The sequence below is a fragment of the Agromyces sp. MMS24-K17 genome (genome assembly GCF_043950245.1).
Lineage (GTDB): Bacteria > Actinomycetota > Actinomycetes > Actinomycetales > Microbacteriaceae > Agromyces.
In genome coordinates this window covers 3,030,455-3,056,094 of the sequence record NZ_CP171640.1, presented here as the reverse complement: position 1 = coordinate 3,056,094, position 25,640 = coordinate 3,030,455, and the positions used below count along the sequence as shown (strand labels likewise).

The 25,640-nt window shown below is 70.9% G+C and carries 19 protein-coding genes and 1 pseudogene; 11 read left to right on the top strand and 9 right to left on the bottom strand.

Annotated features, from left to right (window positions below):
• Positions 1-84 precede the first annotated feature (84 nt).
• From ACGGZK_RS13960 to ACGGZK_RS13940, 5 genes are all read left to right on the top strand, one after another.
• Positions 85-2,385: a glycoside hydrolase family 3 N-terminal domain-containing protein gene (locus tag ACGGZK_RS13960; protein ID WP_395243242.1), complete on the top strand. Its 2,301-nt coding sequence runs from the start codon at positions 85-87 to the stop codon at positions 2,383-2,385.
• A 20-nt stretch (positions 2,386-2,405) separates the two neighbouring features.
• Complete coding sequence (locus tag ACGGZK_RS13955; RefSeq protein ID WP_395243241.1) at positions 2,406-3,518, top strand: family 43 glycosylhydrolase; 1,113 nt, start codon at positions 2,406-2,408, stop codon at positions 3,516-3,518.
• Positions 3,515-6,151 carry a family 78 glycoside hydrolase catalytic domain gene (locus ACGGZK_RS13950; RefSeq protein WP_395243240.1) on the top strand — a complete coding sequence of 879 codons (2,637 nt, stop codon included), beginning with the start codon at positions 3,515-3,517 and terminating at the stop codon, positions 6,149-6,151. The genes ACGGZK_RS13955 and ACGGZK_RS13950 overlap by 4 nt, the downstream gene beginning before the upstream one ends.
• A gap of 63 nt (positions 6,152-6,214) precedes the next feature.
• Positions 6,215-6,784 (top strand): VOC family protein, encoded by a 570-nt coding sequence (locus ACGGZK_RS13945; protein WP_395243239.1) that lies wholly within the window; start codon positions 6,215-6,217, stop codon positions 6,782-6,784.
• A gap of 377 nt (positions 6,785-7,161) precedes the next feature.
• Positions 7,162-7,812 carry a phosphatase PAP2 family protein gene (locus tag ACGGZK_RS13940; RefSeq protein ID WP_395243238.1) on the top strand — a complete coding sequence of 217 codons (651 nt, stop codon included), beginning with the start codon at positions 7,162-7,164 and terminating at the stop codon, positions 7,810-7,812.
• Positions 7,813-7,995: 183 nt separating this feature from the next.
• Here ACGGZK_RS13940 and ACGGZK_RS13935 read toward each other — a convergent pair whose 3' ends face one another.
• Entirely contained in the window at positions 7,996-9,093 is a 1,098-nt protein-coding gene (locus tag ACGGZK_RS13935) for a class I SAM-dependent methyltransferase (protein WP_395243237.1), read from the bottom strand.
• 211 nt (positions 9,094-9,304) lie between these two features.
• Here ACGGZK_RS13935 and ACGGZK_RS13930 point away from each other — a divergent pair, with 211 nt between their 5' ends.
• Positions 9,305-9,754, top strand: coding sequence for a hypothetical protein (locus ACGGZK_RS13930; RefSeq protein ID WP_395243236.1), 450 nt, complete (start codon positions 9,305-9,307; stop codon positions 9,752-9,754).
• 211 nt (positions 9,755-9,965) lie between these two features.
• On the opposite strand, the gene ACGGZK_RS13925 is transcribed toward ACGGZK_RS13930, so the two are convergent.
• Positions 9,966-10,964: a glutathione synthase gene (locus tag ACGGZK_RS13925; RefSeq protein WP_395243235.1), complete on the bottom strand. Its 999-nt coding sequence runs from the start codon at positions 10,962-10,964 to the stop codon at positions 9,966-9,968.
• Positions 10,961-12,142 carry a flavohemoglobin expression-modulating QEGLA motif protein gene (locus ACGGZK_RS13920; RefSeq protein ID WP_395243234.1) on the bottom strand — a complete coding sequence of 394 codons (1,182 nt, stop codon included), beginning with the start codon at positions 12,140-12,142 and terminating at the stop codon, positions 10,961-10,963. Before ACGGZK_RS13920 ends, ACGGZK_RS13925 begins: the two co-directional genes overlap by 4 nt.
• Positions 12,143-12,301: 159 nt before the next feature.
• Here ACGGZK_RS13920 and ACGGZK_RS13915 point away from each other — a divergent pair, with 159 nt between their 5' ends.
• Positions 12,302-13,387 (top strand): DUF998 domain-containing protein, encoded by a 1,086-nt coding sequence (locus ACGGZK_RS13915; protein WP_395243233.1) that lies wholly within the window; start codon positions 12,302-12,304, stop codon positions 13,385-13,387.
• Positions 13,388-13,573: 186 nt separating this feature from the next.
• Here the strand turns inward: ACGGZK_RS13915 and ACGGZK_RS13910 are convergent.
• From ACGGZK_RS13910 to ACGGZK_RS13895, 4 genes and pseudogenes are all read right to left on the bottom strand, one after another.
• Positions 13,574-14,188, bottom strand: a pseudogene (locus ACGGZK_RS13910) (MBL fold metallo-hydrolase); the annotation flags it as partial.
• A 64-nt stretch (positions 14,189-14,252) separates the two neighbouring features.
• On the bottom strand, positions 14,253-14,603 hold the full coding sequence (locus ACGGZK_RS13905) for a cupin (RefSeq protein WP_395243232.1): 351 nt from the start codon (positions 14,601-14,603) through the stop codon (positions 14,253-14,255).
• Positions 14,604-14,683: 80 nt separating this feature from the next.
• Positions 14,684-15,841, bottom strand: a complete 1,158-nt coding sequence (locus ACGGZK_RS13900) for an enoyl-CoA hydratase/isomerase family protein (protein WP_395243231.1) — start codon at positions 15,839-15,841, stop codon at positions 14,684-14,686.
• A gap of 82 nt (positions 15,842-15,923) precedes the next feature.
• On the bottom strand, positions 15,924-17,789 hold the full coding sequence (locus ACGGZK_RS13895; protein ID WP_395243230.1) for a glycoside hydrolase family 15 protein: 1,866 nt from the start codon (positions 17,787-17,789) through the stop codon (positions 15,924-15,926).
• Positions 17,790-17,910: 121 nt separating this feature from the next.
• Here ACGGZK_RS13895 and ACGGZK_RS13890 point away from each other — a divergent pair, with 121 nt between their 5' ends.
• Both ACGGZK_RS13890 and ACGGZK_RS13885 read left to right on the top strand, forming a co-directional pair.
• The gene (locus tag ACGGZK_RS13890) at positions 17,911-18,315 is read left to right on the top strand and encodes a DUF6855 family protein (protein WP_395243229.1); all 405 of its coding nucleotides are present in this window, start codon (positions 17,911-17,913) and stop codon (positions 18,313-18,315) included.
• A gap of 216 nt (positions 18,316-18,531) precedes the next feature.
• Positions 18,532-21,540: a DUF5979 domain-containing protein gene (locus ACGGZK_RS13885; RefSeq protein WP_395243228.1), complete on the top strand. Its 3,009-nt coding sequence runs from the start codon at positions 18,532-18,534 to the stop codon at positions 21,538-21,540.
• Here ACGGZK_RS13885 and ACGGZK_RS13880 read toward each other — a convergent pair.
• The gene (locus ACGGZK_RS13880; RefSeq protein WP_395243227.1) at positions 21,527-22,300 is read right to left on the bottom strand and encodes a hypothetical protein; all 774 of its coding nucleotides are present in this window, start codon (positions 22,298-22,300) and stop codon (positions 21,527-21,529) included. The genes ACGGZK_RS13885 and ACGGZK_RS13880 overlap by 14 nt on opposite strands.
• Before the next feature lie 77 nt (positions 22,301-22,377).
• Here ACGGZK_RS13880 and ACGGZK_RS13875 point away from each other — a divergent pair, with 77 nt between their 5' ends.
• Positions 22,378-24,246: a bifunctional 3'-5' exonuclease/DNA polymerase gene (locus ACGGZK_RS13875; RefSeq protein ID WP_395243226.1), complete on the top strand. Its 1,869-nt coding sequence runs from the start codon at positions 22,378-22,380 to the stop codon at positions 24,244-24,246.
• Here the strand turns inward: ACGGZK_RS13875 and ACGGZK_RS13870 are convergent.
• Entirely contained in the window at positions 24,225-24,902 is a 678-nt protein-coding gene (locus ACGGZK_RS13870) for a PadR family transcriptional regulator (RefSeq protein WP_395243225.1), read from the bottom strand. The two genes, ACGGZK_RS13875 and ACGGZK_RS13870, sit on opposite strands and share 22 nt — an antisense overlap.
• 188 nt (positions 24,903-25,090) lie before the next feature.
• Between ACGGZK_RS13870 and ACGGZK_RS13865 the strand changes: the two genes are divergently transcribed.
• Positions 25,091-25,612: a DUF3145 domain-containing protein gene (locus ACGGZK_RS13865; protein ID WP_395243224.1), complete on the top strand. Its 522-nt coding sequence runs from the start codon at positions 25,091-25,093 to the stop codon at positions 25,610-25,612.
• Positions 25,613-25,640 lie beyond the last annotated feature (28 nt).

Here is a 25,640-nt window from a genome sequence, read left to right as displayed (position 1 = left end):
CGCGCCGACGCAGTCGCACTGACGCAGATCCGCCAACGCGCACCCATTCCGCCCCGACCGACGACGAACGAGAGAACCGAGACCATGACCGACATCGCCACCTTGCCCTACCGCGATGCCACGCTGCCTGTGGCCGAGCGCGTCGACGACCTGCTCTCGCGCCTCAGCCTCGAGGAGAAGGCCGGTCAGCTGAGCCAGTACTTCTACTTCGGCTCGGTCGGCGAACTGCCCGCCGACTTCGACCTCAGCACGGTGCCGCCTGAGCACCAGGCGTTCATCCGCCAGCCGCAGATGGTCGAGGCGGCGATCGCGAACGGCACGGCGGGCTCGGCGCTCTTCGTCACGAACGCGGCGACGGCGAACCGGCTGCAGCGCCTGGCGGTCGAGCAGACCCGGCACGGCATTCCGCTGATCTTCGGGTTCGACGTGATCCACGGGCTCCGCACGATCTTCCCGGTGCCGATCGCGCAGGCGGCGTCGTGGAACCCTGCGTCGACCGAGGCCTCGCAGGCCGTCGCCGCCCGCGAGGCGCGCGCGATCGGCATCAGCTGGAGCTTCGCACCCATGATCGACATCGCGCGCGACCCTCGATGGGGCCGCATCATCGAGGGCGCCGGCGAGGATCCGCATCTCGGCTCGGCGATGGCCGCAGCACAGGTGCGCGGGTTCCAGGGCGACCTCGGCGCCGAGCGCGTGCTCGCGACGCCGAAGCATTTCGCGGGCTACGGCGCCGCGCGCGGCGGCCGCGACTACGACGACGCCGAGATCTCGGACTCGGAGCTGCGGAACGTCTACCTTCCGCCGTTCCAGGCGGCCGTCGCCGCGGGTGCCGCGACCGTCATGAGCGCGTACATGGACTTGAACGGCGTGCCCGCGAGCGGCAGCCCGTGGCTGCTCACCCAGGTGCTGCGTGACGAGATGGGCTTCCAGGGCTTCGTGGTCTCCGACGCGAACGCGGTCAAGTCGCTCGAGACCCAGCACTTCGCGGCGTCGGCGACGGATGCCGCGGCTCGCGCCCTGTCGTCGGGCCTCGACATGGAGATGTGCATGTTCGACCCGGCCTTCGGCACGCTGCCGGATGCGGTCGCCCAGGGCCTCGTCGACGAGGCAGCGATCGACGCTTCCGTGCGGCGCGTGCTCGAGGCCAAGTTCCGGCTCGGGCTCTTCGAACAGCCGTACGTGGACGAGGGTGCGGTCGCGGCGGTGCTCGAGGACCCGTCGCATCGCGACCTGGCGCAGGCCGCGGCCGAGCAGACCGCCGTGCTGCTGAAGAACGACGCATCGGCGCTGCCGCTCGACGCGGCCGGGCTCGGCTCGATCGCCGTCATCGGCCAGCTCGCCGACAGCAAGCGGGACACGCTCGGTCCGTGGGTGTTCGTGCACGACACCGCCGAGACGGTGAGCATCGTCGAGGGCATCCGGGCGCGTGTCGGCGAGACGGTTCGCGTCGAGCATGCGCCGGGCGCCGGTATCCCGTCGCGCGTGTTCCCGTCGATGTTCGACCGGCAGGACTCGACCGTCGTGAGCACGCCGGCCGACCACGACGACGACGCCGAGATCGAACGCGCGGTCGCCGTCGCGGCCGACGCAGACGTGGCGGTGGTCGTGGTGGGCGAGCGCCAGAACCAGATCGGCGAGAACGCCTCGCGCTCGACGATCGACCTCGCCGGACGTCAGCTCGAGCAACTGCAGCGCATCGCCGCGACCGGCACCCCGATCGTGCTCGTCGTGATGTCGGGCCGCCCGCTCGACTTGCGGTGGGCCGACGCGAACGTGCCGGCCATCCTGCAGGCCTGGTACCCGGGCACGCGCGGCGGCGACGCCGTGGCCTCAGTGCTCTTCGGCGACGTCTCGCCCGCCGGACGACTGCCGTTCACCTGGCCCCGCCACGTCGGCCAGGTGCCGATGATCACGGCGCACCTGCGCACGTTCGAGCCCCAGAACCAGGGCAAGCGCTACTGGGACGAGGAGTCCACGCCGCTCTACCCCTTCGGTCATGGCCTGAGCTATGCGGCGTTCGCGTACGACGGGCTGCGACTCGACCGCGAGGAGATCGCCGTGGGCGAGGCCGCCACGGCGTCGGTCGACGTGACGAACACCTCCGATCGCGAGGCCGACGAGGTCGTGCAGCTCTACATCCACCAGCGATACGGCACGTCGTCGCGCCCGGTTCGCGAGCTCAAGGGCTTCGAACGCATCACGCTGGCCGCAGGGGAGACCCGCACCGTGACCTTCGACCTCGGGCCCGCCGAGCTCCGCTACTGGAGCGCCGCGACCGGCGACTGGGTGCAGGACGCGACCACGCTCGACGTGTGGGTCGGCGGCAGTTCGACGGCCGACCTGGCCGCCGTGCTGACGGTGGCCGCGGCATCCGACCACCGATGAGCGACTGAGGAGACACTGAGATGACGATCGAACAGCAGACCGAGCCGACCGTGCCGACCGAACAGGCCAGGCGGACCGCGATCCGGCCCGGGCAGGTGTGGCTCGACACGAAGGGCGAGCGCATCCAAGCGCATGGCGGGTCGATCTTCGCCGGTGACGACGGCACTTTCGTCTGGTACGGCGAGAACAAGGAGCACACGACCCCGGGCAGCGGAAACTGGCACTGGGGCGTGCGCGCGTACACCTCGACCGACCTCGTCAACTGGGACGACCGCGGGCTGATCATCCCGCCCGTGCTCGACGACCCGGCCTCGCCGCTGCACCCGGCGCAGAAGATGGACCGGCCGCACATCCTCTTCAACGAGGCCACCCGAAAGTACGTCTGCTGGCTGAAGATCATGGGCGAGGACGAGCAGGCGACCCAGGCCTCCACCGTGCTCGTCGCCGACGACCTGCTCGGCCCCTACGAGATCGTGCGCACGGGCCTGCGCCCCCTCGGCATGGACGCCGGGGACTTCGATCTGACGGTCGACCCTGCCACCGGCACCGCGTACTACGTCTTCGAGAAGGTGCACACCGACCTCGTCGTCGCCGAGCTCACCGACGACTACACGGATGTCTCGGGGGAGCACAGCGTGCACTTCCACCACTCCGGGCCACCGTTCAACCGTGAGGCGCCGGCCCACTTCACGCGCAACGGGCGGCACTTCCTCGTGACCTCGAGCACCACCGGGTACTTCCCCAACCCGTCGGAGTTCGCGAGCGCAGACGAGATGCACGGACCATGGACCGTTCTCGGCGACGCCCACCCCGACGACGAGACCCGCACGTCTTACCGGTCGCAGATCAGCTCGGTGTTCAAGCACCCGGGCAAGCAGGACCTCTACATCGCGCTCGCCGACCGCTGGCTGCCCGAGCTGCCCGACGACCTGCCGAATGTGTTCGACGCGATCGCCGCGCGCATGCAGGGCGCTCCGCGCCCGCCCGGCGCCGAGAACCTCGCGGCCGTCATGTCGCTCGCCAACGGCGAGAACACCGCCATTGCCGACTACGTCTGGCTGCCGATCCGCTTCGACGGCGACATCCCGACCATCGAGTGGCACGACGAGTGGAGCCCGGAGGACTACGCATGAGAGCCGTCAGGCTCCGCACCGAGTACCTCGACCGGCCGCTCGGGCTCGGCATCGCGCGCCCGCGCCTGTCTTGGAACTGCGAGGGCGGCCTCGAGCAGACCGCCTACCGCGTGCAGGCGACGCGCGACGGCGCGACGGTCTGGGACTCCGGCCGGGTCGCCTCGAACCGCATGACGCACATCGCGTACGACGGCGCCGAGCTCACGAGCCGCGACCGCGTCGAGTGGTCGGTCACGCTCTGGGACGAGACGGATGCCGCGGGCGAGCCGTCGTCGACGTGGTTCGAGCTCGGGCTGCTCGCCCCGCAGGACTGGACGGCGACCTGGATCGCGGGCGCCGTCGCCCTCAAGAAGCACGCGCGGCATCCGATCGACTGCTTCCGCACGGGATTCCGCACGCGCGGGCCGGTGGCGCGAGCACGTCTCTACGCAACGGCCTGCGGTGTCTACGACGCGCACCTGAACGGCCGGCGGGTGGGGGAGTTCCGCCTTGCCCCGGGCAGCACCGACTATCGCACGCGCCTGCAGTACCAGACCTACGACGTGACGGATCTGCTTGCGACCGAGGAACAGGGCGCGAACCGGCTCGAGTTCCGCCTCGCCGACGGGTGGTACCGCGGATCGGTCGGCGCCTACGGCCCGACGAACGTGTTCGGACGTCAGACGAAGCTGCTGGCGCAGCTCGAGATCACGTACGCCGACGGCCGGCGCGAGGTCGTGAACAGCGACGGCTCCTTCGCGTGGAGCAACGACGGGCCCCTTCGCTTCGCCGACCTCAAGGACGGCGAGATCGTCGACGCGAACCTCGCACCGACCTACGCCGGCAGGGCGCGCGTGGCGAAGCCCGGACTCGTTCCCACGGCCTCCGACAACGTCGAGCCCCGCGAGCAGGAGGTGTTCACGCCCGTCCTCATCACGACGCCGTCGGGTGCGCGCGTGCTCGACTTCGGGCAGAACATCGCGGGCTTCGTCGGCTTCACCGTGACGGCCGAGCGAGGGCAGCAGGTGAAGCTGCGCCTCGGCGAGACCCTCGACGAGGCCGGCGAGTTCACGCAGGCGAACTTCCAGCTCGACAAGCCCGTCGGCGAGTTCGGGAGGGCCGCCGAGCTGTTGCTCCTGTCGGAGAAGCAGAAGCTGATCCGCGGCGAGCTTCAGAAGACGCCGAGGCAGGAGGTCGTCTTCACCTGCGCGGAGGGTGAGAACCGCTACAAGACCGAGTTCGCGGTGTTCGGGTTCCGCTACGCGCTCGTCGAGGCCGACGTCGCGTTCGAAGCATCCGACTTCCGTGCGATCGCCGTGTACTCCGACCTGGAGCAGACCGGCGAGTTCGAGTGCTCGAACCCGGCCGTGAACCGGTTCCTCGAGAACACCCGGTGGAGCATGAAAGGCAACTTCCTCGACGTGCCCACCGACTGCCCGACCCGCGAACGCCTCGGTTGGACCGGTGACGCGCAGGTGTTCTTCGAGACCGCGGCCTCCTTGATGGACGTCGCGAGCTTCTACCGCAAGTGGCTTCGCGACCTCGCCGACAACCAGTCGAAGTCGGGCAAGGTCTCTGCGGTCGTGCCGTACAACGGCGTCGCGATGATGTACGACGCGACGGGCGGTTCGGTCGGGTGGGCGGATGCCGCCGTGCTGGTGCCCTACCGGTTCTGGAAGCGGTACGGCGACGAGCAGCTCATCCGCGAGTTCTACCCGATGATGCGCGCGTACGCGAACTTCATGATCGGCCGCACGGGCCACAAGGACCGCGCGGCAGCACGCGCGAACCCGTACAACCGGTTCGTCTACGAGAAGGGGCTGCACCTCGGCGAGTGGCTCGAGCCCTCGGAGTTCCTCGACCCGGTGACCGCTCGATCCCAGCCCAGCAGGCCAGAGGAGGCGACCGCCTACCTGCACTACACGATGACCCACCTCGCCGAGATCGCGACCGCGCTGGGCGAGACCTCCGACGCCGAGCTCTTCGCCGAGTACGCCGACGGCGCGAAGCAGGCCTACGCGCACCTGTTCCTGGCCGGCGGCACGATCGACACCGACCGGCAAGCGAAGCTCGTGCGGCCGCTCGCGCTCGGACTCGTCGGCGGCGAGATCCGAGAGCGCCTCGAGGCCCGACTCGTACGGGCCGTCGAGAGCCGCGGCTACACCATCGGCACGGGCTTCCTCTCGACGCCGTTCGTGCTGCCCGTGCTGACCGACGCCGGGCGGGCCGATGTCGCGTACCGCATGCTCGAGAACACCCAGGCGCCGAGCTGGCTCGCCGAGGTCGAGGCCGGCGCGACCACCGTGTGGGAGCACTGGGAGGGCACCGAGAGCCTGAACCACTACTCACCGGGGGCCGTCTGCCAGTGGCTCTTCGACACCGTCGCGGGCATCCGCGTCGACGGGCCGCAGCACTTCACGATCGCGCCCGTGCCCGGCGGCAGCCTTACATTCGCGTCGGCCACCTACGCAAGCGTTTATGGAGAGGTAGTCAGTCGTTGGGAGCAGACCGACGATGGCCTTCGCGTCGTCGTTATGGTGCCGTCCAACACCACTGCGGACATCTTGTTTCCGAACGGTGACCGGCATTCGGTCGAAAGCGGGACATTCGAGTACGAGTTGGATCGCGATTCGGCGACAAGGTCCGTGGCTTGACCCTTGCGGTAACGCGTTCGATCCAGGGCGCACTCAATGACTGGCGAAGTGAAGGAGTAATTGGTGGAGTTCAGGCGCCTTGCGCACGTCGCATTTTCCGTCCGGGATCTCGAAGCCTCTCTCGCGTTCTATTGCGGCGGACTCGGGATGCAGGAGAAGTTCCGCATCAGTTACGGAGCGATGGTGGATCAAGTCGAAGCGGATCTCGGAGCGGGCAACCCCAAAGTCCTGGAAGATCGGGCGCTGGAGTTGTTTCGTCACTACAGCGACCAACCATGGTTGGTCTACCTAGAAGTCGCGCCATCGCAGTTCCTTGAGCTGTTTCCTTCCGTCATGCCGGAGACTCTTCCCGCCGACCTCACCCCCGACTATTACGCGCACTTCTGCCTCGAAGTCGACGATATCGAGGTGGCGTGGGCCGAGGCGTCGGAGCGAGGCCTTGAGCCAGGACCGATCGCAGCCCGGCGAGTGGTGGCAACGGCTAATTATTACTGTGGTTCTCACACCGGTTGTCGTGCTTGCCACCAGTCGCTTCTTCGGGGTCGAGCAGCTCTGGGACTGGAATTGCTCGAAGAAGGGGCGAGAAGATCGCACTTGAACCGTTCGGGCGGTGTCACCAACAACTACGTCTAACCCAGCGGGACCACTGAAGGTTTCGGTGACCACGTTATTGCGCGACTGCTGAACGAGTACCCGGGTTCAAGTCCCGAGTGCAGGGTGGGGACTTGATGCGTCAACGTTTATCCAACGTTTATTCGAACCCAGCCTGGTCGAGGTGCCCCGAGGCATCCCGAGTAATCTGGAAGCCGCAAATACAGGATCGGCGAGAAATCCCCGGTCATGTCGAGATCAGTCGAGCAGTCACCGCGATTCGGAGTCAGGCCAGATTGGCCTGGGCGAGTCCATCGGTCACGGGTTCAAGTCCCGTCCGCCCTACGACCTACCTCCAGTCCGTGCAGCGGCACTAGGCTCCGGGCATGTCGTTGCTCCGAGCCGTTGTGCTGCCGGGGTTGGGTGCGATCGCCGTGTTCGCTGCGGCTGGACGGGCGATGCGGCTCCTCGGCGGCGACAACCCATTTGAGGACCGGGCCGTGCGTGCGCTTCAGGGCTCGTTCCGCCACCGGCCGGACGACGGCGACGCCGTCGTCGCGACGGACCCCGCCGACCAGACCGGGCCCCATGAGCCGATCGACCGGGTCACCGAGCCCCTGTCCTGGTACTCCGGTGTGCCGCAGGCCATCGCGAACGGCGCGATCTGGTGCGGCATGACCTGGTTGTTGACGCGCAACCGGCGCTCAGCGGTCGCCCCTGCGGCGGTGCTCGCGCTCGAGACGGCCTGCTTCGTCGCATCCGCGGCGCTCGTGCGACGGCCACGACCCCAGGGGGTGTGGCGCCCTGAGCCGCCGCACGCGACGTCGTCGTTCCCCTCCGGGCACACCGCGGCGGCCTTCGCGCTTCACGGCACGCTCGCCGACCTGCTCGATCGCCACGGCGCCCGTGGTGCGCGACTCCTCGGCCCCATCCTTCGGTACGGGATTCCCGGAGCGATCGCGTTCTCGCGGGTCTACCGCGGCCAACACCACATCTCGGACACCGTCGCGGGCGCGCTGCTGGGACGGTGGAGCGCCGCTGTGGTGCGGCGGGAGCTGCTCTCGTCGTAGGCGGTCGGTACGCCCCGCCCCGACCGTCGCGCGTCCGAGTAGTCCGGATTCCGCACGTTCAGGATGACCCCGGCGAGTCCATCGGTCACGGGTTCACGTCCCGTCCGCCCTACCTGAGCACATCGGGGAGTGGTTGCGGAGCGTCTTGCCGCGGCGTCTGGTCCTCGTCTGCTGGGGGGCGCCTCACCGCTCGAGGAGGTAGAACCGGAAGGCAGCGAACCTGTCGATCGGCAGGACGCTGACCGCTGAGAACTCTGCTTCGCGTGCGTAGCTTTCGAGGGTCGCGTGTCGCATGACGGTGCCGGTCGCGACGGAGTCCGGAGTCGACATCGAATCAGGGAGGCAGATCAGCAGGCTGTATCCGTACATCACCCGCTCGGTGTCGTCACCGGGGGGCGCGAACGCCTCGGCGACGGCTTCGTCCATCACCACGACGACACCGTCAGGTCGGACCGCGCGCCTGATCGAGGAGAGTACGGCGACGGGGTCCGGCATGTCATGTAGTGCTTCGAAGACGAACGCGGCGTCGTATCGGTCCTCGCCCTCATCGGCGAGCTGCTCTCCTCGGAGCTCGGAGAAGGTCACATTCTCGAGCCCTGCGGCATGCTCGTGCGCCGCCTCGATGGCGGGGGCATCGATATCGAACCCATCGACGATCGCGTCCGGGTACGCCCGGGCAAGACCGATCGTCGACCATCCGTGCCCGCACGCGACATCGGCGATGCCGGCATCAGGTCGCGACAGCACCTCGTGCACCCGCGGGACGGATGCGAGCGCCTTCGCGAGCTCCTTTTCGAACCACGGACGATTGATATCGCCCTGACCATCGCGCACGGCAGCGCCGAACGCCGCCCACGGAACGCCTCGACCCGACCGGTAGGCGTCCGCGAGGTCGGGCATACGCAGCGCAACCGCGGCGAACATGTCCGCCAGCGGCGCGGAATACCCGAGAGATGTGCGGTCCGTGAGCACCTCGGCCTGCGCGGCCGGCAGACGGAACCTCAAGTCGTCTTCGTCGCCGCCGTCGACGTCGAGGATGCCCGCAGTCGCCTGCTGCTCGAGCCATTCGCGCGCGTACCGCCGAGCGATGCCGGTCCGCGCGGCGAGCTCAGCCGCCGTGGCCGGCGCACCCCGGAGCGCCGCGTAGAGCCCAAGGGTGGAACCGATATGGATCGACAGGATCTCCATCCCGCCGAGGAATCTGTCGAACACCCACCCCCCGAACTCCGCGACGAGCTGGCCATCGGCCGTGTCGCCGTCGCGATCCAGCGTGTCGTCCATCGCGCACCCCCGGTTGCTCTGATGGCATTAACCAGCGACATGCTAGGACTCGCATCCCCCCATCCACCAGCCTTTCATGCCCGCCCTGAGAAGGCCTCACGGCCCGACCGACCGGACCTCCTCGCGCGCCTCCCGCACCCTCGCATCGTTCCAACGCATCCCGGACTGCACAGGGGACCGGATGTCGGTGGCTCGCCCGAAGATCGCACCCATGAGCGATTTCGACTTCCTCTACGGCGAATGGACCGTCGCCAACCGTCGCCTCCGGCACCTGTTCGTCGGCAGCGACGACTGGGACGAGTTCCCCGCCACGTCGTGGGCGCGGCCCCTGCTCGACGGCGTCGGCAACGTCGACGAGATGCACTGCCCGACCCGGGGCTGGTCGGGCGCGAGCATCCGGTTCCAAGACCAGGAGAGCGGCGAGTGGTCGATCTATTGGGCGAACAGCAGCACGGGCCGACTCTTCCCGCCCGTCGTCGGACGGTTCACCGACGGGCGCGGCGACTTCTACGGCGACGACACCCATGAGGGCGAGCCAATCACGGCGCACTTCACCTGGTCGGACATCACCCCGGATTCGGCGCGGTGGCAGCAGGAGTTCTCGCGCGACGGCGGCGAGACCTGGGAGTGCAACTGGATCATGGAGTTCACCCGCGCCTGACCGATGCGAACACACGGCCGATTCAGGCCGAGCGGCGTGCCCGAATGCGCACGAGAACTCGACTGTATGCATCGGGCGAGTTCGTATGCCGTGTCCAGTTGCCAACCGGCGCGGCCCCGTGATCCGCCTCGACGCCGAGGTGCCGGAGCGGGGTTTCTCCGGCCGAAACGGCAGCGTCGACCCCGTCAGCCGCGTCACCCCCACCGAGGTCTCATGACCCAACGCGCGCGCGCCGCTCCAAGGCCTCGATGACCGTCTCCGCGATGTCGAGGTCGTAGAGCCGCTCGATGCTCTGGAACCCGCCCGGACTCTCCGCGTTGATCTCCACCACCTTGCCCCCGATCACGTCGATGCCCACGAGGAACATGCCGTCGGCGACGAGCTTGTCCGCCATCGGCTCGATGACGGCGAACTCGGGCGCACCCGCTTCGAGTGGCACAGATCGCCCGCCCGTGCTGATGTTGGCGCGCGGGTCGTTCCCCGTGGGCACCCGTCGGAAGGCGGCCGGCCGGCCGTCGCGCTCGAGGATGCGGCCCTCGAGCAGGAACATCCGGACGTCGCCGTCCTCGGCACCGTCGATGAACTCCTGGACGATGGCGTAGCCGTCCTGCAGCACCGCCTCGGTCATCTGCGCGAGATTGGTCTCGTCCGGGCCGTCGATCATGAAGACGTTGCGGCCCTTCGCCCCGTACAGCGGCTTGACGACGGCGTGGCCGACCTCGTCGACGAACCGCGCGATCGCCTCCGGGTCGCGCGTCACCAGCGACCGCGGTCGGACCGACTCGGGGAACTCCTCGAGGTAGAGCTTGCTCGTCGCCCGATGGAGGGTGTTCGGGTCGTTGACCACGGTCACACCCCGGGCCGCGAGCATCTGCCCGAACACCACGCCCATCGGGCTGGCCCACGGGCGGGCCTGCAGGTCGTCGATCGACTCGTTGCGGAGGACCAGCGCATCCAGGTCGTCCAAGACGATCCGTTCGGGGTCGCACCCCTTGATCCGCTCCATGAAACTCTCGAGCGTGTCGTCGTCCATCCACCTGGCGGCGCGAGCGCGCGCCGCGAACAGGCCGTCGTTGCTGCCGAACTCGAGGTCGCCGACCCCGATGTACCAGGTGTCGTGCCCGCCCCTGGCCGCGGCCCTGGCGAGCCGGGTCGTGGTGTACTCGTCGATCTCGGTGTCGACATCGTTGACGAGGAATGCGAGCCTCATGCCGCCGCACCTCCCTCGTAGAGATCGGTGACCCTCGCGCCCGCACGCAGCCGCTCCAGCCGCTCGTGCGCACCGGGCACGTCCAGCCAGCGTGGCCGGATCCACGGCCCATGGAGCACATCGCGATCGAGGAGGTCCTGCACCAGCGGGATGTGGTCCAGTGCGAGCTTGCCGACGAGCAGGACATCGAGGCGTGCGCCCTCGGCGAGCGCCTCGAGGATGCGGGTGATGCCGCGCAGGTAGATCGCATCCTTCACGAACCCGCCCCCGACGACGACCCGGATGGCGATCGACCACGCGGTCCGTGCCGGCATGCGGTGGTCGGTCCGGAGCGACTCGAAGATGTCGAGGAAGCCGGCTCCGTCGAGCATCTTGCCGACCGCGACCACCCTCGCCGCGAGGACGCGCAGCCGCCGCGGGTCCAGCCCACCCGTCAGGTACTCGGCGAGCACGGCGAGGCCCTCCTGGGTCTCGTCGTACCCGGGCAGGCCGATGGTCAGCAGCGTCAGCGGCTGCCGGGCACCGTTCTGGTACGTGACCACGTGCGTGCCGACCTCGTGGTGCAGCAACGGCGCGACCCGGTCGGCGCGGAAGGCGGCGGACTCCGGGATGAGCAGGTGGCCGAACGACACCATCAGCTCGGAGATGTCGTCCCGTACCTCGACGCGGACCGGGAAGTCCGGGTACACGGCGCGGTATCGCTCGAACTCCGCACGGGCCGCCTCGGCGAAGGCGCCGGCGGTGACGGACTGGGTGCTGGGTGCCTGCGGGGGGATGGTCTCGAGCACCTCCTCCGCCGCCGCGGCCAGGGCCGGGGCGACCGTTCCGTACAGCTGGAGCGACTCGAAGAGGAACCGCGAGGTGTCGCGGTCCTCGAGCGCGGTGATCTGCCTCGAGATCTCGTCGCGCTTCGCCCGGAAGAGCGTGTGCAACGCGGGATCGTCCACGTGCTCGACCTCGAGGTCGTACAGGTCGCGCTGCGCCAGGTCCGGGTCGAAGTCCAGCGGACGCAGCCGAAGCGTGGGCGCCGCGGCGAAGTCGCTGTGTTCGAAGTCGGCCCACGCCTCTGCTGCGTTGACCGGCGTCACGTTGACCAGCAGGTTCACGCGGCGCTCGATCTCGGTGAGCCGGGCATCGATGTCGAGTGCGGGCGCCAGGTGTCGGGTAGTTGACGACATCTCATGAACGTAGCGACCGACGCGTCGGGGCTCACCCCCTTGCGCGAGCGGCGTTTCTGCGTCATGGGAGTCGGGGCACCGACCCGGCGACGTCCCGCGCAGGATGACCCGGTGGCGACACGCCGCTCCAAGCGATCCGGCGAGGTCTACGCTGACCTCGTGAGCACCGTGAACACGTCGCCGCTGCCCGAGGCTTCCGCTCCCACGCCCGGTCGCCGGGCCGAGACGGAGGCGGTCTACGCCGCCCTGTCCGCGGGCGTGCTGGGTGCGATCTACGGCCTGTTCGTCGGCCTGTTCGCGCCGGACCTGCAGATCGCGGGCGTCGCGGACTCGTTCGCCGTCTGGGCGGCGTGCGGCGCGGCGGTCGTCGCCGCGATCGCCTCGTCGATCGAGTACTGGCGGGCGCGCATCCGTCCCGGCCAGGAGTGGCGGCAGTCGCTGCCCTCGTGGAAGTTCACGGTCAACACGGTGTCCGTGGTCATCGTGCACACGGCCCTCGCGTTCGTTGCGGTCTACGCGCTCTACCGGGTGCTCGCGATGGGGTTCATCGGGCTGCCGATCGTGACGTTCTGGTCGGTCGTGCTCATGGCGGTGACGCTCGGCCTCACGACGTGGATCGTCTACCTCTCGGTCTCGGCGATGACCACGCAGCGCATGTCGTCGCTGCTGCTGGCATTCATCGCGATCGGCACGCTCACGGCGATGGTCACGACGCCCGACCCGAAGTGGTGGACCATCCACTTCAGCCACCTCGGCACCTTCGAGACCGACCTGTCGAGCTGGGTCTTCAACGGCACGCTGATCGCGGCGGGCCTGCTCGTCACGACGTTCGCGGTCTACATCGCCAACGACATGCGGCGGCTCGCGGAGGCGGGCGTGCTGGGCAATCCGCGTGGACCGCGGACCGTCCCGGTGCTCTTCGTCGTCATGGGCATCATGCTCGCGTGCGTCGGCATCTTCCCCGTCGACGTGAACATGCCCGCGCACAACATCTCGGCGTCGGGAATGGCCGTGATGTTCCTCGTGCTGCTCATCGGAGGTCCGGGCTTCTTCCGAGGGATGCCCCGCACCTACTTCGTCGCCTCAGGGGTGTTCCTCGCCGCGACGATCGCCTCGGTCATCCTCTTCATCCCGGCGATCGGATTCTTCTCGCTGACCGCCTTCGAGATCATCGTGTTCGCGCTGATCTTCGGCTGGATCGCGGTGTTCGTCCGCTTCCTCGGCATCGCCGGCCGTCACGACTGAGGCGCGCAGCGCCTCCACCTGGCCTGCGTGGATGTCGGCCACCCATTCCCAGCCGGGCTCGGCGGCCGCACCGATCCGGGGGTCGTCGGGTTCCCGGCCGTCGCGGACGGCGTACAGGTAGGCGCGATCGAGGTCGAGCCGCGAGCGGAACTCGGCGGCCGTGCCGACGGAGCCGTGCCCGGGGACGACGACCTCGACCTCACCCGCGAGCCGTTCGAACAGGTCCAGGGCGGCGAGGTAGTCGCCGATCGGGTCGACGGCACCGAGGTCGAGCATGGGGACGAAGACATCGGAGAGCATGTCGCCGGCGACGAGCACCCCGACCTCCTCGAGGAACAGGGCCGCGTGACCCGGGGAGTGCCCCCGGTGCGGGAGGATCCGGGCGGTCGGCCCGTCCCACGGGAGCTGCGCCGATCCGGCCGGCAGCGCGGTGATGCGACCGAACAGGTTGAGCGGCGTGTCCTCGGCGATCTCCGGCGGGAGCCCCTCGGCGACGCGGGCTCGCCAGTCGGCGTTCGAGAGCAACGCGCGCATCTCCGCAGCGCAACGGGCGGTGCCGTACCGTGGCACGTCGCCGAACCCGGCGTGCCAGAGCACGTGGTCCCAGTCGGGATGTGTCGCGAAGCCCGCCACCACGGACTGGCCGAGGTCACGGAGGTCGCTCGCGAGGTCGACCATCTCATCCTCGGTGAGGCCCGGGTCGATGAGCAGTACGCCGGTGCGCCCCTGTACGACGCAGGTGTTGTTCCGCAGGAGTTCGCTCCGGTGGATCGACACGCCGTCGGCGATGCGTGTCAGCATGGCGTCGCCCGGCAATCCCGGTCCGCGGCGTCCTGATCCGCGGGCCGCCCGCGGCCGCCGGTCCTCATCGCGCCCGCTCCGGCCCGCCGGCGCTGCTGTCGACGCTCGTCACCGTGGTGAGTAGGAACACGGAGTCCTCGAGCGCGAGCACCGCGTGGCGGTGGTGCGTCAGCGCGTCGAGCCGGCCGGCGTCGACCTCCGAGACCTCCTGGCCGGTCACGCGGACGCGCCCCTCCAGCACCTGCACGCTCGCGGCGGCGGGGGAGTTGTGCTCGGCGAGCTCGACGCCGGCGCGCAGCGCAATGATCGACTGCCGCATGGGGCCGTCGCGGAGGATGAGTTCGGCACTCCGGCCGTGCTCATCGGCGAGCGCGGCGGCGAGGTGGTGTCGGGCGAGCTCGGTCAGGTCGGCCACGGTGTCCTCCGTCGGAAGTGGTGCCGTCCAGTATGCCAACTCCGGGAGTCGGCGGGTGAGCGCAGCCCCGAACGCGCGGCCTAGGATTCCTCCTCGGGGATCCCGAGCCCGCGCGGGAACACGCTGTGCCGCAGCGGCGTCTCCATGGCGGCGACGATGTCGGTGAGGTCGACGTCGGCGAGGTCCGCGGGCTTCCAGTCGGGCACCGAGCCCTGGTGGAGCGTCTCGGTGTTCTGCGCGACGAGCGCCTGCACGCCGGTGAAGAGGTCGGGCTGGGTGGTGAACCAGCGGGCGAGTCGGAGCTCGCGCTCCAGCGCGTCGCGCAGTTCTTCGCCGTCGCGGCCGGCGCGGACCGACCGCAGCGTCGCGACGAGGGCGGTCGGCGACAGCTGCAGGAGCGTGTCGGCGGCCGAAGCGGCATTCGCCGCGGCATCCGGATCGGCCGAATCGGCTGCCCGCAGCCCGCCGACCTCGTCGCCGTTCGCGAATGCCCACAGCCGTTCGAGGATCGCCTCGACCGTCTCGGCGGAGTAGCAGGCGTCGATCCAGTCCTGTCGCGCCAGCACCGGCGAGGTGCTCGCGTCGACCGCGAACCCTCGGACGAGTCCGTCGATCGCGGCCGGCGTCAGGCCCGGGGCATCCGCCTCGAGGAGCGCCGCCGTCAGCTCGCCGACGCGCTCCGCCGGCACGACCACGTCGGCGAACCCGAGCGCGATCGCGTCGTCGGCGGTGAGGTCGACCGAGTTCAGCGCGAGGTACGTGCCGACCTCGCCGGGGGTGCGGGCGAGCCGCCAGGTGGCGCCGCCGTCGGGTACGAAGCCGTAGCCGGTCTCGGGCTGCCCGAGCTTCACGCGATCGGTCACGACGCGGGTCGGCACGTGGCCCGCGAGCGAGATGCCGCCGCCCATCGTCATGCCGTGCATGATCGACACGACGGGCTTCGGGTACTCGGCGAGCTTCGCGATCAGGCGGTACTCGTCGCGGAAGAAGACCGCGCCGATGGTCATGCCCTCGGCCGCCCGGGCCAGGATCTCGCGGAAGTCGCCGCCCGCGCAGAAGCCGAAGTCGCCGACGCCGTCGAGCAGGACCGCGGAGACGGCCGGATCCTCCGCCCACGCGTCGAGCGCCTCGGTGAGGGCATGCATCATCTCGAGGTCGATCGCGTTGATCGCCTCGGGGCGGGTGAGACTCAGGTGGCCGACGTGACCGACGACGACGGCGCTGACAGGGGAGGGCACCTGCACTACGCTAACGGGCCCCGGGCCCCCGCGCTGACACGAGGCGCCGTCGCGGCGGCCCACGCGGACCGCGAGGCATCCGTCAGGGGCCACCGAACGCGCCGCGGGACGCGTCCCCGAGGTCGAGCCGCGCGTCGAGGTCGATCGCCGCGTTGATCAGCGCCAGGTGGCTGAACGCCTGCGGGAAGTTGCCGAGCTGCTCGCCCGTCAACCCGATCTCCTCCGCGTACAACCCGAGGTGGTTCGCGTAGGTCAGCATCTTCTCGAACGTGAGCCGCGCCTCCTCGAGGAAGCCCGAGCGGGCGAGCGCGGCGACGTACCAGAACGAGCAGAGCGTGAACGTGCCCTCGTGCCCGCGCAGCCCGTCGGGCGACGCGCTCGGGTCGTACCGGTACACGAGGCTGTCGGAGACGAGGTCCTCGTCGATCGCCCGCAGCGTCGACAGCCACCGCGGGTCGCGTGGCGACACGAAGCCCATCATCGGCATACGCAGCAGCGAGGCATCCAGCACCTCGGAGCCCTCGTGCTGCACGAACGCGCCGCGCTGCGGGTTCCAGCCCTGGTCCATGACCTGCCGGTAGATGGCGTCGCGCTCCGCCGTCCACCGATCGGTCGGCGCGGGCCGGCCGTGCGAGCGGGCGAGGCGGATGCCCCGGTCGAGGGCGATCCACGACATCACCCGGCCGTACGTGAAGGCCTGCGGCCCGCCGCGCGTCTCCCAGATGCCCTCGTCGGGCTGGTCCCAGTGCTCGCAGAGCCAGTCGAGGAGCTCGGTGAGCTGCAGCCACGCCGTATGGGCCGGTTCGAGCCCGTTCGCGTCGGCGAGGTGGATGGAGTCGAGCGCCTCGCCGTAGATGTCGAGCTGGCGCTGGCCGGCGGCGCCGTTGCCGATGCGCACCGGCCGCGACCCCTTGTATCCCTCCCAGTGCTCGAGGATCGTCTCGTCGAGGTCGGACGTGCCGTCGACGCGGTACATGATCTGCAGCGGGTCGGATGCCTCGCCGGTGCCCTCGTGGATCCGGGCCAGCAACCACTCGCCGAACGCCGCCGCCTCCTCGGTGTACCCGAGGCCGAGCAGCGCGGAGACCGAGAACGACGCGTCGCGGACCCACGTGTACCGGTAGTCCCAGTTGCGCTCGCCGCCGACCTGCTCGGGCAGCCCGGCCGTCGGGGCGGCGACCAGTGCGCCCGTCGGAGCGTAGGTCATGAGCTTGAGCGTCATCGCCGACCTCGCGACCATCTCGCGCCAGCGGCCCCGGTACGTCGACCGGGCGTTCCAGTCGCGCCAGAAGCGGCTCGTCTCGAGGAGCAGCGCCTCGACCTCGTCGGGGGAGACGCGCGCGGGGTCGGCGCCGCCGGTCTCGAGCACGACTCCGGTCGTCTCCCCGGCCACGAGCGTGCCGGTGATGCGGAAGCCCTGGCCGACCTGCTCGATCCGGCCGGCCCGCCGGTCGCCGTGGATGACCGGTTCGCCGATCCGATGCACGGTGAGCGACTGGTCGCCGGACGTGAAGACGGCCCCGGCCCCGGCGGTCGGCCGCATCGTGTGCGGCGCCCGCCCGTAGTCGAACCGGGGCTGGATCTCGCCCTCGAACTCCATCGAGCCGCGCACCACGCGGATCATGCGCACCAGGCGGTGCCGGTCGGTCGCCTCGGCGCCGGCGATCGGCATGAAGTCGACGACCTCCCCGACCCCGTCGTCGGTCAGGAACCTGGTGACGAGGATCGCGGTGTCGGGCAGGTACAGCTGCCGGGACACGTAGTCGTCGGCGGTCGGGCGGATGCGGCAGAACCCGCCGTGCTCGCCGTCGAGCAACGACGCGAAGATGCTGGGCCCGTCGAAGCGGGGCACGCAGAACCAGTCGACCGTGCCGTCGGTGTCGACGAGCGCGGCGGTCTGCAGGTCGCCGATGAGGCCGTGGTTCCCGATGTTCGGGTAGTCGCCCATCACACCCCCAGGTGGCTCATGCCCATCGTGGCACGGGAATCGGGGGCCATCCGCGCTTTCCGCCCCGACCGGGCAGGACTAGCATCGGCCCCGACCCGTCGAACCGGAATGGAGCCGACCCATGAGCGGCAGCGGAACGCAGGACGATCCGTGGCGGTTGCGCACCGCGCCCGGCACGAGCGAGTACACCATGCATCGCGACGAATCCGCCGATCCGCCCGTCCTGGTGTGCCGGGTGGGCTCCACGACGCTGACGTACCGGCTCAGCGCTCCCGACGACCTCCATGCGTGGCTCCTCGAGCAGGGCGATTGGGTTCCCCTCGGCGCAGCCGACGAGCAGAAGGACGCGGCGCCCGGCACCGTCGAGGCGTGGGGGCGCGATCCGGGGAATCCGGTCGGCGGGTGGTACGGGCTCCGCAAGGGCTACCGCGGCCGCTTCGGGATGTACCTGCCGCCGCTGCTCGAGGAGATGGGCTTGGCCGAACTGACCCACGACGCCCGCAGCAATCGCGTCCGCGGGCGCTGAGCCGCAGCGGACGGGGCGCCGGAGTCCTCCGCCCGCCACGCCCTCGACCGGAGGGTCTTCCGCACCCGCCGGAGGGATCCGACCCGCCCGAAGTGGTGGTGGGCTCTCCGGCTCGTGATGTGGTTGGCTGGGTGAAGCGATCCATCGAAGGAATCGACGAGCGCACGGTCGGGGGAACGACCGACGCTCGCACCCGAGTCGAGGCCGAGGGGGCTCATGAGGAAGAGTCGTCGTCGCTGGCAGGCAGCCGTCGCGGTGATCGGCATCGCCGTGCTCGCGGGCGGCCTCGCCGTGGCAGGCTCCTCGGCGTCGGCCGCTCCGCCGGTGTCCGGCGCGGCCGGGGCCATCGCGCCGGCGATCCTCCCGTCCGGCAAGTCGGCGATCAATCCGTTCACCCTGGCCGGCGGCTTCACGGTCTACGCGCACGAGGACGCGGAACTCGGCAACTCGGAGTTCGAGGGGAGCATCGCGGTCGGCGGTGAGCTGCGGGTCACCCAGAGCGGCCAGTACCAGTTCGCCCACGTCATCGCGGGAACGGGCGGCTACGTCCTGCCGACGATCGACGGAGACCCCACCCGCGTGCTCATCGGCTCGTACGGCTCCGATCCGGTCACGAACACCGGCCGAGTGCAGATCACCAGCGTGGGCGCGACCGAGCCGTCGCAGCTCGGTGACCTCAAGATCGTCGACCGCGGCGGTCCGTTCGTCTCGTTCACCCGCGCCGACTGGCTCCGCTACGCGCTCCAGCAGGGCACCGACGACCCGCCGCTCATCGACGCGATGCAGCAGGACTACCCGGACGACTCGGTGCCGCCGACGACCGCGGCGGGCGGTGGCAGCATCTACACCTACGAGACCGGCGCCGACACGCAGTCGGTGGTCGCGGACTACGTCGAGGCGAACGCCCAGGCCGACGAGGACGAGGTCGACCAGTGCCTCGCGCAGGTGGTCGATCCCGACCAGCTCGTCGGCTACCCGGTCGAGATCATCGAGGACGTCGGCGACCGGATCGTGCTCGGCGCCCTCTCGCCGGATCAGCCGAACGTGGTGGAGTACGCCGACATCGCCGGGGCGAGCCTGCTCCAGTTCTCGCAGGGCACCCCCGGGCCCCTGAACCCCCTGGTCATCCACGTCGAACCCGGCACCACCTCGATCTTCCCGCCGTCCATCGATCCCGAGGGCACGTACTCGCCGTATGTGATCTGGGACCTCTCGCAGGTCACGGGCGCGGTCGACATCAGCACCGGCGGTCGGGGCGACGGCTCGATCTACGCGCCGAACGCCGACCTCAGCATCACCGCCCAGCCGTGGGACGGCCAGATCATCGCGAACTCCGTCCGGATCGCCGGCGGCGAGGTGCACTCGTACATGTTCGCCGGCGCGCTGCCGTGCGACGCCCCGGTCGACGCAGGCACGTTCTCGGTGGCGAAGGCGCTCTCGGGGGTCGACGCCGCCGACCTCGCGCCGGGCACCGTGTTCGAGGTCCGCTACCTCGCCATCACGCCCGAGGGCGACGTGCTGACCGGCACGCTCGAACTCCAGCCCGACGGCACGCCGGTCTCGCCCGGCATCGAGTTCCCGTTCGGCACCCAGGTCGCCGTGTGGGAGGTGCAGCCGGACGACGACGCGCTGCCGCCCGGACTCGCCTGGGGCGACGTCACGTGGGACGGCGACACGTCGTTCACGATCGATGCCACGCATCCCCAGATCGAACTCGTGGTGACCGACACGGCGGCCGAGATCCCGGCCGGGTTCAGCGTCACGAAGTCGCTCACCGGCTCCGGCGCCACCACCGTCCCGTCCGGGGCGGAGTTCACGCTCCGGTACCAGGTCAACGGCGGAGCGCCGATCGACCTCGTGGTCACTCCGGACACGCCGTCGATCGTCGACGACCTCGCCGTGGGTGACGTCGTGACGATCTCTGAGGTCGCCCTGCCCGACGTCGACGGCATCACCTGGGGCACGCCGACCTGGACCGTCGACGGTCAACCGGTGGAGCCGGACGAGAACGGCGCCGTCGAGTTCACCCTCGTCGGCGGGGAGACCATCGCCCTCGAGCTCACGAACCTCGCGGAAGCCGTCGGCTGGATCTCGATCTCGAAGACCGTCATCGGCGACGGCAGCGGAGCGCTTCCCGACGACCTCGAGTTCCCGATCGTGTACACCGTCGACGGCGGACCGGAGTCGACCATCTCGATCCCGGCCGACCAGGTGATCACCTTCGACGGCCTGCCGGCTGGAACCGTCGTGACCGTGCGCGAGGGCGACCTGCCGGTGCTGCCCGGCATCGAGTGGGGAACGCCCGGATGGACGCTGGACGGCGTCCCGCTGATCCCGGACGCCGACGGGAACGTCACCTTCGTGGTCCAGGCCGGTACCACGGTCGCGCTCGCGCTCACCAACACCGCCAACGGCTTCGGATCGATCTCGTTCGTGAAGACCACGACCGGGGAGGCGTCCGACCTCGTTCCGGACGACACGACCTTCCCGATCGAGTACCGGGTCTCGAACGGACCGATCACCGTGGCGCAGGTGAGCGCCGGCGTGCCGATCGAGGTCGACGGCTTCCCCGCCGGAGTCCAGGTCTACCTCCGCGAGGGGACCCCGCCTCCGATCCCCGGCGTGGCGTGGGGGACGCCGACCTGGACCATCGACGGCGAACCGGTCGCGCCGGATGCCGACGGCTGGGTGACGTTCATGTCCGGGGCGAACACCCGCATCGAGATCGGTCTCCAGAACGACGCGCAGGTCGCCCCCGGAGGCTTCTCGGTGACGAAGACGGTCACCGGGGACGGGGCGGACGCCGTGCCGGCCGACACGATCTTCACCGTGCGGTACCAGGTGGACGACGGCCCCGCCCAGGTGCTCGAGGTGCGCGCCGGGCAGACGACCACGGTCGCCGACCTGCCAGTGGGCTCCACGGTGACGTTCACCGAGGCGGCACCGCCCTCCGTACCGGGGATCGAGTGGGGGTCGCCGGTCTGGATCGTCGACGGGGTCGCGACGACGGATCCCACGATCACCGTCGGTGCCGGGGAGATCGTGTCGATCGAGCTGCAGAACACCGCCGACGGGCCCGACTCGCTCGCGGCATCCGGCTTCGATGCCGGCGCACCGTTCGCGTTCGCGGCGATCATGCTGGTGCTCGGCGGCGCCGCCCTGGCATGGACCCGCAACCGACGTCGGCGGCTTCCGGCGGACGTCACGGCGGTCAGCCGGCACTGACCTCGCCCACGCGGCTCCGGCCGTCGATCGCGATCGCGTCGACGGCCGGACCGCCGCGGATCGTCCGCATGATCGCGACCACCTCGTCGGCCACCGATTCGGTGAGTCGTGCGCACACGACGTGATGCGGGCCGATCGGCCCGAGCCCCGCAGCGCGGATGCGGATGACCTCCCACCCGACGTCGCGCAGCAGGTCGTCCTTCTCGAGGTCGGATGCCTCGGAGAGTCCGCGGTGGGCCAGCTTCGTCCGGCCCGGGTCGTCGTACTCGACGACGATCCGCAGCGGCGGGACGATGATGTCGGGCCAGACCTCGCGCCGGCCGTGGAAGAGCCCGGCGATGTGGATCGCGTTCACCCGGTGGTTGAGCCGGATCCGCGCGCCCAGCATGGCCTTGAGCCGGTGCTCGGTGGCAGAGGTGCCGACGCGCAGGCCGGGCTTCAGGAACGGGACGCCGGCCTCGGGGCGGGCGGCCGGCGCGGTCGCCGCGGCGCGGCACTTGGCGCAGCCCGACCCCGTGAGCACCTCCAGCACGGTCGCGGTGTAGCGGTCGTGGCCGCGGCTGCAACGCCAGTCGTAGGTGGCGCCCACCTTCGTCTCGGCGGCGAGGCGCGCGCGCTCGGCCGGCATCACCCGCCCGAGCAGCTCGCTGCGCGAACGCCGCGTCTCCTGGACGAGCATGCAGACGGGGCATCCGCGACGCAGCGTCACCGCCTGCCCCTCGGGCGCCCCGTGCCCGCACGCGAACCGCACCGCGACCATCCGACCTCCTCCGTCGACGCGATCCTGCCGCCAGCCGCCGACATCGCCGTGTCGGCGGGCCGGGGGATGATGTGGTGGTGCGGATCGTGATCTCGGGCGCCGGCCCCCGCCGGGTGTGCCTCGTCGATCCCGACCGGCCCGAGCCGACACCGCGCGAGGTCGACCTCGACGACCTCCCGGCCGAGGTGCGCCGCCTCGAGCACGAGCGTCCACGGTGGGTCTGGGTCGACACCCGGGAGTGGTACCCACGGCTCCTCGCGGCGGGCGTGCGCGTGGAGCGCTGCCACGACCTCCGCCTCGTGGGCGCGCTGCTCGCCCACGCCGAGTCGACGGCGGCCGCGCGGAACACGGCCGGAGAGGAGGCATCCCGGCCGTCGTGGCTGCCGCTCGGCCCGGCCGAGGCGGCGACGCCGCTCGCGGTGCGACCGACCGCGCCGGCGGTCACCGGCCCGGCCCTCTTCGACTTCGAGGAGTTCGCCGATGCGGATGCCTCGCCGCCGCCGTCCGCGCCCGATCGACCGGACGCCGACCGCGGGCCCGATGCCGACCCTGCGGCCGCGGGCGCCCCCGCACCGAGCGGCGCCGATCACGGCGGCACCGCCGGTCTCGACGACGTCGTCGCCGAGCACGACCGCCAGGAGCGGCTGATCGCGTCGAGCGCCGCCCCGGCCGCGCTGCGGCTCCTCGCGGCGGCGGAGTCGGCCGGTGCGCTCATCGGGGCCGAGCTGGCCGCGGCCGGCCTGCCATGGGACGCGTCGATCCACGAGGCCGTGCTCGAACGGATCCTCGGTCCGCGCCCGGCGCCGGGGTTCAAGCCCGAGCGCATGGACGAGCTCGCGGTGCGGGTGCGGTCCGAGCTCGGCGCCCCGACCGTGAACCTCGACTCCCAGGTCGACCTGCTGCGCGCGCTCCGACTGGCCGGCATCGGCGTCACGTCGACGAGCCGCTGGGAGCTCGCCGAGCACGAGCATCCCGCGATCGAGCCGCTGCTCGCCTACAAGAAGCTCTCGCGCCTGCTCAGCGCGAACGGGTGGACCTGGCTCGAGGAGTGGGTTCGAGACGGCCGGTTCCGCCCCGAGTACGTGCCGGGCGGCACCGCGACCGGGCGCTGGGCCACCTCCGGCGGCGGAGCGCTGCAACTCCCGAAGCAGGTGCGCGCCGCGGTGGCCGCCGATCCGGGGTGGGTCCTCGTCGTCGCCGACGCGGCGCAGCTCGAGCCCCGGGTGCTCGCGGCGATGTCGCGCGACCTGCGCATGGCCGACGCCGCGCGCGGGCGCGACGTGTACGCCGGCATCGTCGAGGCGGGCGTCGTCGAGACCCGGGCGCAGGCGAAGGTCGCGATGCTCGGCGCGATGTACGGCGCGACGACGGGGGAGAGCGGGCGGCTCGTGCCGCGCCTGTCGCGGGCGTTCCCGACCGCGATGGGGCTGGTCGACCGCGCCGCGGCGGCGGGGGAGCGGGGCCTGCGCGTGAGCACCTTCCTCGGCCGGTCGTCGCCGCTGCCGCCCGCCGAGTGGCGGGCGGTGCAGGCGCGAGCCGCCGAGCCCGATGCGACCAGGGCCGACGAGTCGCGGGCGAGGTCGTCGGCACGCGACTGGGGTCGGTTCACCCGTAACTTCGTGGTGCAGGGCACCGCGGCCGAGTGGGCGCTCTGCTGGATGGCAGGCCTGCGCGTCCGGTTGGCCGCCATCGGCGCGGACGCCGCGTCGGGTGCGGACGACCCCGTCGCGCGTGCGTCGGGTCCGGTGTTCGAGCGGATGCCCCACCTCGTGTACTACCTGCACGACGAGATCATCGTGCACGCGCCGCAGGCCCTCGCCGATGCCGTCGCCGACGCGGTGCGCGAGTCGGCGGCGGAGGCCGCACGCATGCTGTTCGGCGACTTCCCGCTCGACTTCCCCCTCGACCTCGCGATCGTGGAGCGCTACTCCGACGCCGGGGACTGAGCGTCGGAGACGGGCGCAACGGGCCCGGCGGACGGACTCCCGTTCGCCGGGTCGCCTGACGCCCGCCCGGGCCGCCGTCCGCGGCGCGGGCGCTCGGCACTCGACGCCCACTGGGCGGGCGGCTCGGCGGCGATCGCGTCGAGCCATCCGATGACGGCCCGGCCGCGAGCCAGGTCGGCGGCCGCGGCGAGGGCGGCGGCCACGGCCGGTCCGTCGTCGTGCGGCGAGGCGGCATCGGCGCGGGCCGACGTCGAGCCTGCGGCCGCGTCGGCTGCGGCGACCCGGCCGGTCCAGCGATCGCGCTCGGCATCGGCGATCGCGACCGGGTCGATGCCGCGCGCCTCGAGCGACCGGGCGAGGAGCACGCGGTCGACGGTCTCGTCCCACGGATCCGCTCCGGCGGCGTCGGCGCCGTCGAGCCACGCCATCGCCGCCGTCCGGCCGGCGCGCGTCAGCCGGTGCAGCGGCAACCCGTCGTCGGTCGCGCCGGCGGGCTCGACGAGGTCCTGCTTCGCGAGCCGTTCGAGGGTCGCGTACGTCTGGCCGACGTTGATGGCCCGCCGGCCCCCGGTGCGCTCCGCGAGCTCGCCGTGCAACTGGAACCCGTACCGCGGACCCGGCAGCAGCAGCGTGAGCAGGGCGTCTCGGACCGCCATGGCGCCTCCATCCGTGGATCTCCTCACTCAGCATAGTGATAACACGCGGGAGACTCGCTTGTCGGCGGCCCTGATCCGGGGCATAATCGGCGTGACGGCTCGTCCGTCGCAACCGAACATGCCGCGCATCGCGTTCCGCTGTTCCGAGGTCGTAGGGGAAGACGCACCTCACGGGAACGGAGAACGAGATGGCGGGAGAACGCACGCGGGCCGAGCGCGCCGCGCGAGGAGTGCTGTTCATCCACTCCTCGCCTCGCGCGGTGTGCCCGCATGTCGAGTGGGCGGCAGGCCGTGCGATCGGCATGCCCGTGAGCTTCGACTGGACGGAGCAGCCGGTGCTGCGCGGCACGATGCGCGCCGAGTTCGCCTGGACCGGCAGCGTCGGCGACGGCGCGCGCATCGCGTCGGGCCTGCGCGGCTGGGAGCAGCTGCGGTTCGAGGTGAGCGAGGACCCGACCCCGGAATCCGACGGCGCGCGCTGGATGCACACGCCCGGCCTCGGCATCTTCTTCGCGCAGACCGACACGTCGGGCAACACCGTCGTGCCGGAGGACCGCATCCGGTATGCGATGGAGGTCGCCGGCGCCGACCCCCACGAGCTGCACCGCGAGCTCCGGCTCGCGCTCGGGCAGGCGTGGGACGACGAGCTCGAGCCGTTCCGCCACGCGAGCGACCTCGCCCCCGTCGCCTGCCTCAACCAGGTGGGCTGACCCGCGGATCGCCGCGCTCGGCGCGTCG

Excerpts from the sequence above, each read along its gene's own strand:
- ACGGZK_RS13885 (WP_395243228.1), top strand. The coding sequence starts at position 18,532 with ATGAGGAAGAGTCGTCGTCGCTGGCAGGCAGCCGTCGCGGTGATCGGC.
- ACGGZK_RS13935 (WP_395243237.1), bottom strand. The coding sequence starts at position 9,093 with ATGGACGACACGCTGGATCGCGACGGCGACACGGCCGATGGCCAGCTC.
- ACGGZK_RS13955 (WP_395243241.1), top strand. The coding sequence starts at position 2,406 with ATGACGATCGAACAGCAGACCGAGCCGACCGTGCCGACCGAACAGGCC.
- ACGGZK_RS13895 (WP_395243230.1), bottom strand. The coding sequence starts at position 17,789 with ATGGGCGACTACCCGAACATCGGGAACCACGGCCTCATCGGCGACCTG.
- ACGGZK_RS13930 (WP_395243236.1), top strand. The coding sequence starts at position 9,305 with ATGAGCGATTTCGACTTCCTCTACGGCGAATGGACCGTCGCCAACCGT.
- ACGGZK_RS13920 (WP_395243234.1), bottom strand. The coding sequence starts at position 12,142 with ATGTCGTCAACTACCCGACACCTGGCGCCCGCACTCGACATCGATGCC.
- ACGGZK_RS13880 (WP_395243227.1), bottom strand. The coding sequence starts at position 22,300 with ATGGTCGCGGTGCGGTTCGCGTGCGGGCACGGGGCGCCCGAGGGGCAG.
- ACGGZK_RS13890 (WP_395243229.1), top strand. The coding sequence starts at position 17,911 with ATGAGCGGCAGCGGAACGCAGGACGATCCGTGGCGGTTGCGCACCGCG.
- ACGGZK_RS13865 (WP_395243224.1), top strand. The coding sequence starts at position 25,091 with ATGGCGGGAGAACGCACGCGGGCCGAGCGCGCCGCGCGAGGAGTGCTG.
- ACGGZK_RS13870 (WP_395243225.1), bottom strand. The coding sequence starts at position 24,902 with ATGGCGGTCCGAGACGCCCTGCTCACGCTGCTGCTGCCGGGTCCGCGG.
- ACGGZK_RS13960 (WP_395243242.1), top strand. The coding sequence starts at position 85 with ATGACCGACATCGCCACCTTGCCCTACCGCGATGCCACGCTGCCTGTG.
- ACGGZK_RS13950 (WP_395243240.1), top strand. The coding sequence starts at position 3,515 with ATGAGAGCCGTCAGGCTCCGCACCGAGTACCTCGACCGGCCGCTCGGG.
- ACGGZK_RS13925 (WP_395243235.1), bottom strand. The coding sequence starts at position 10,964 with ATGAGGCTCGCATTCCTCGTCAACGATGTCGACACCGAGATCGACGAG.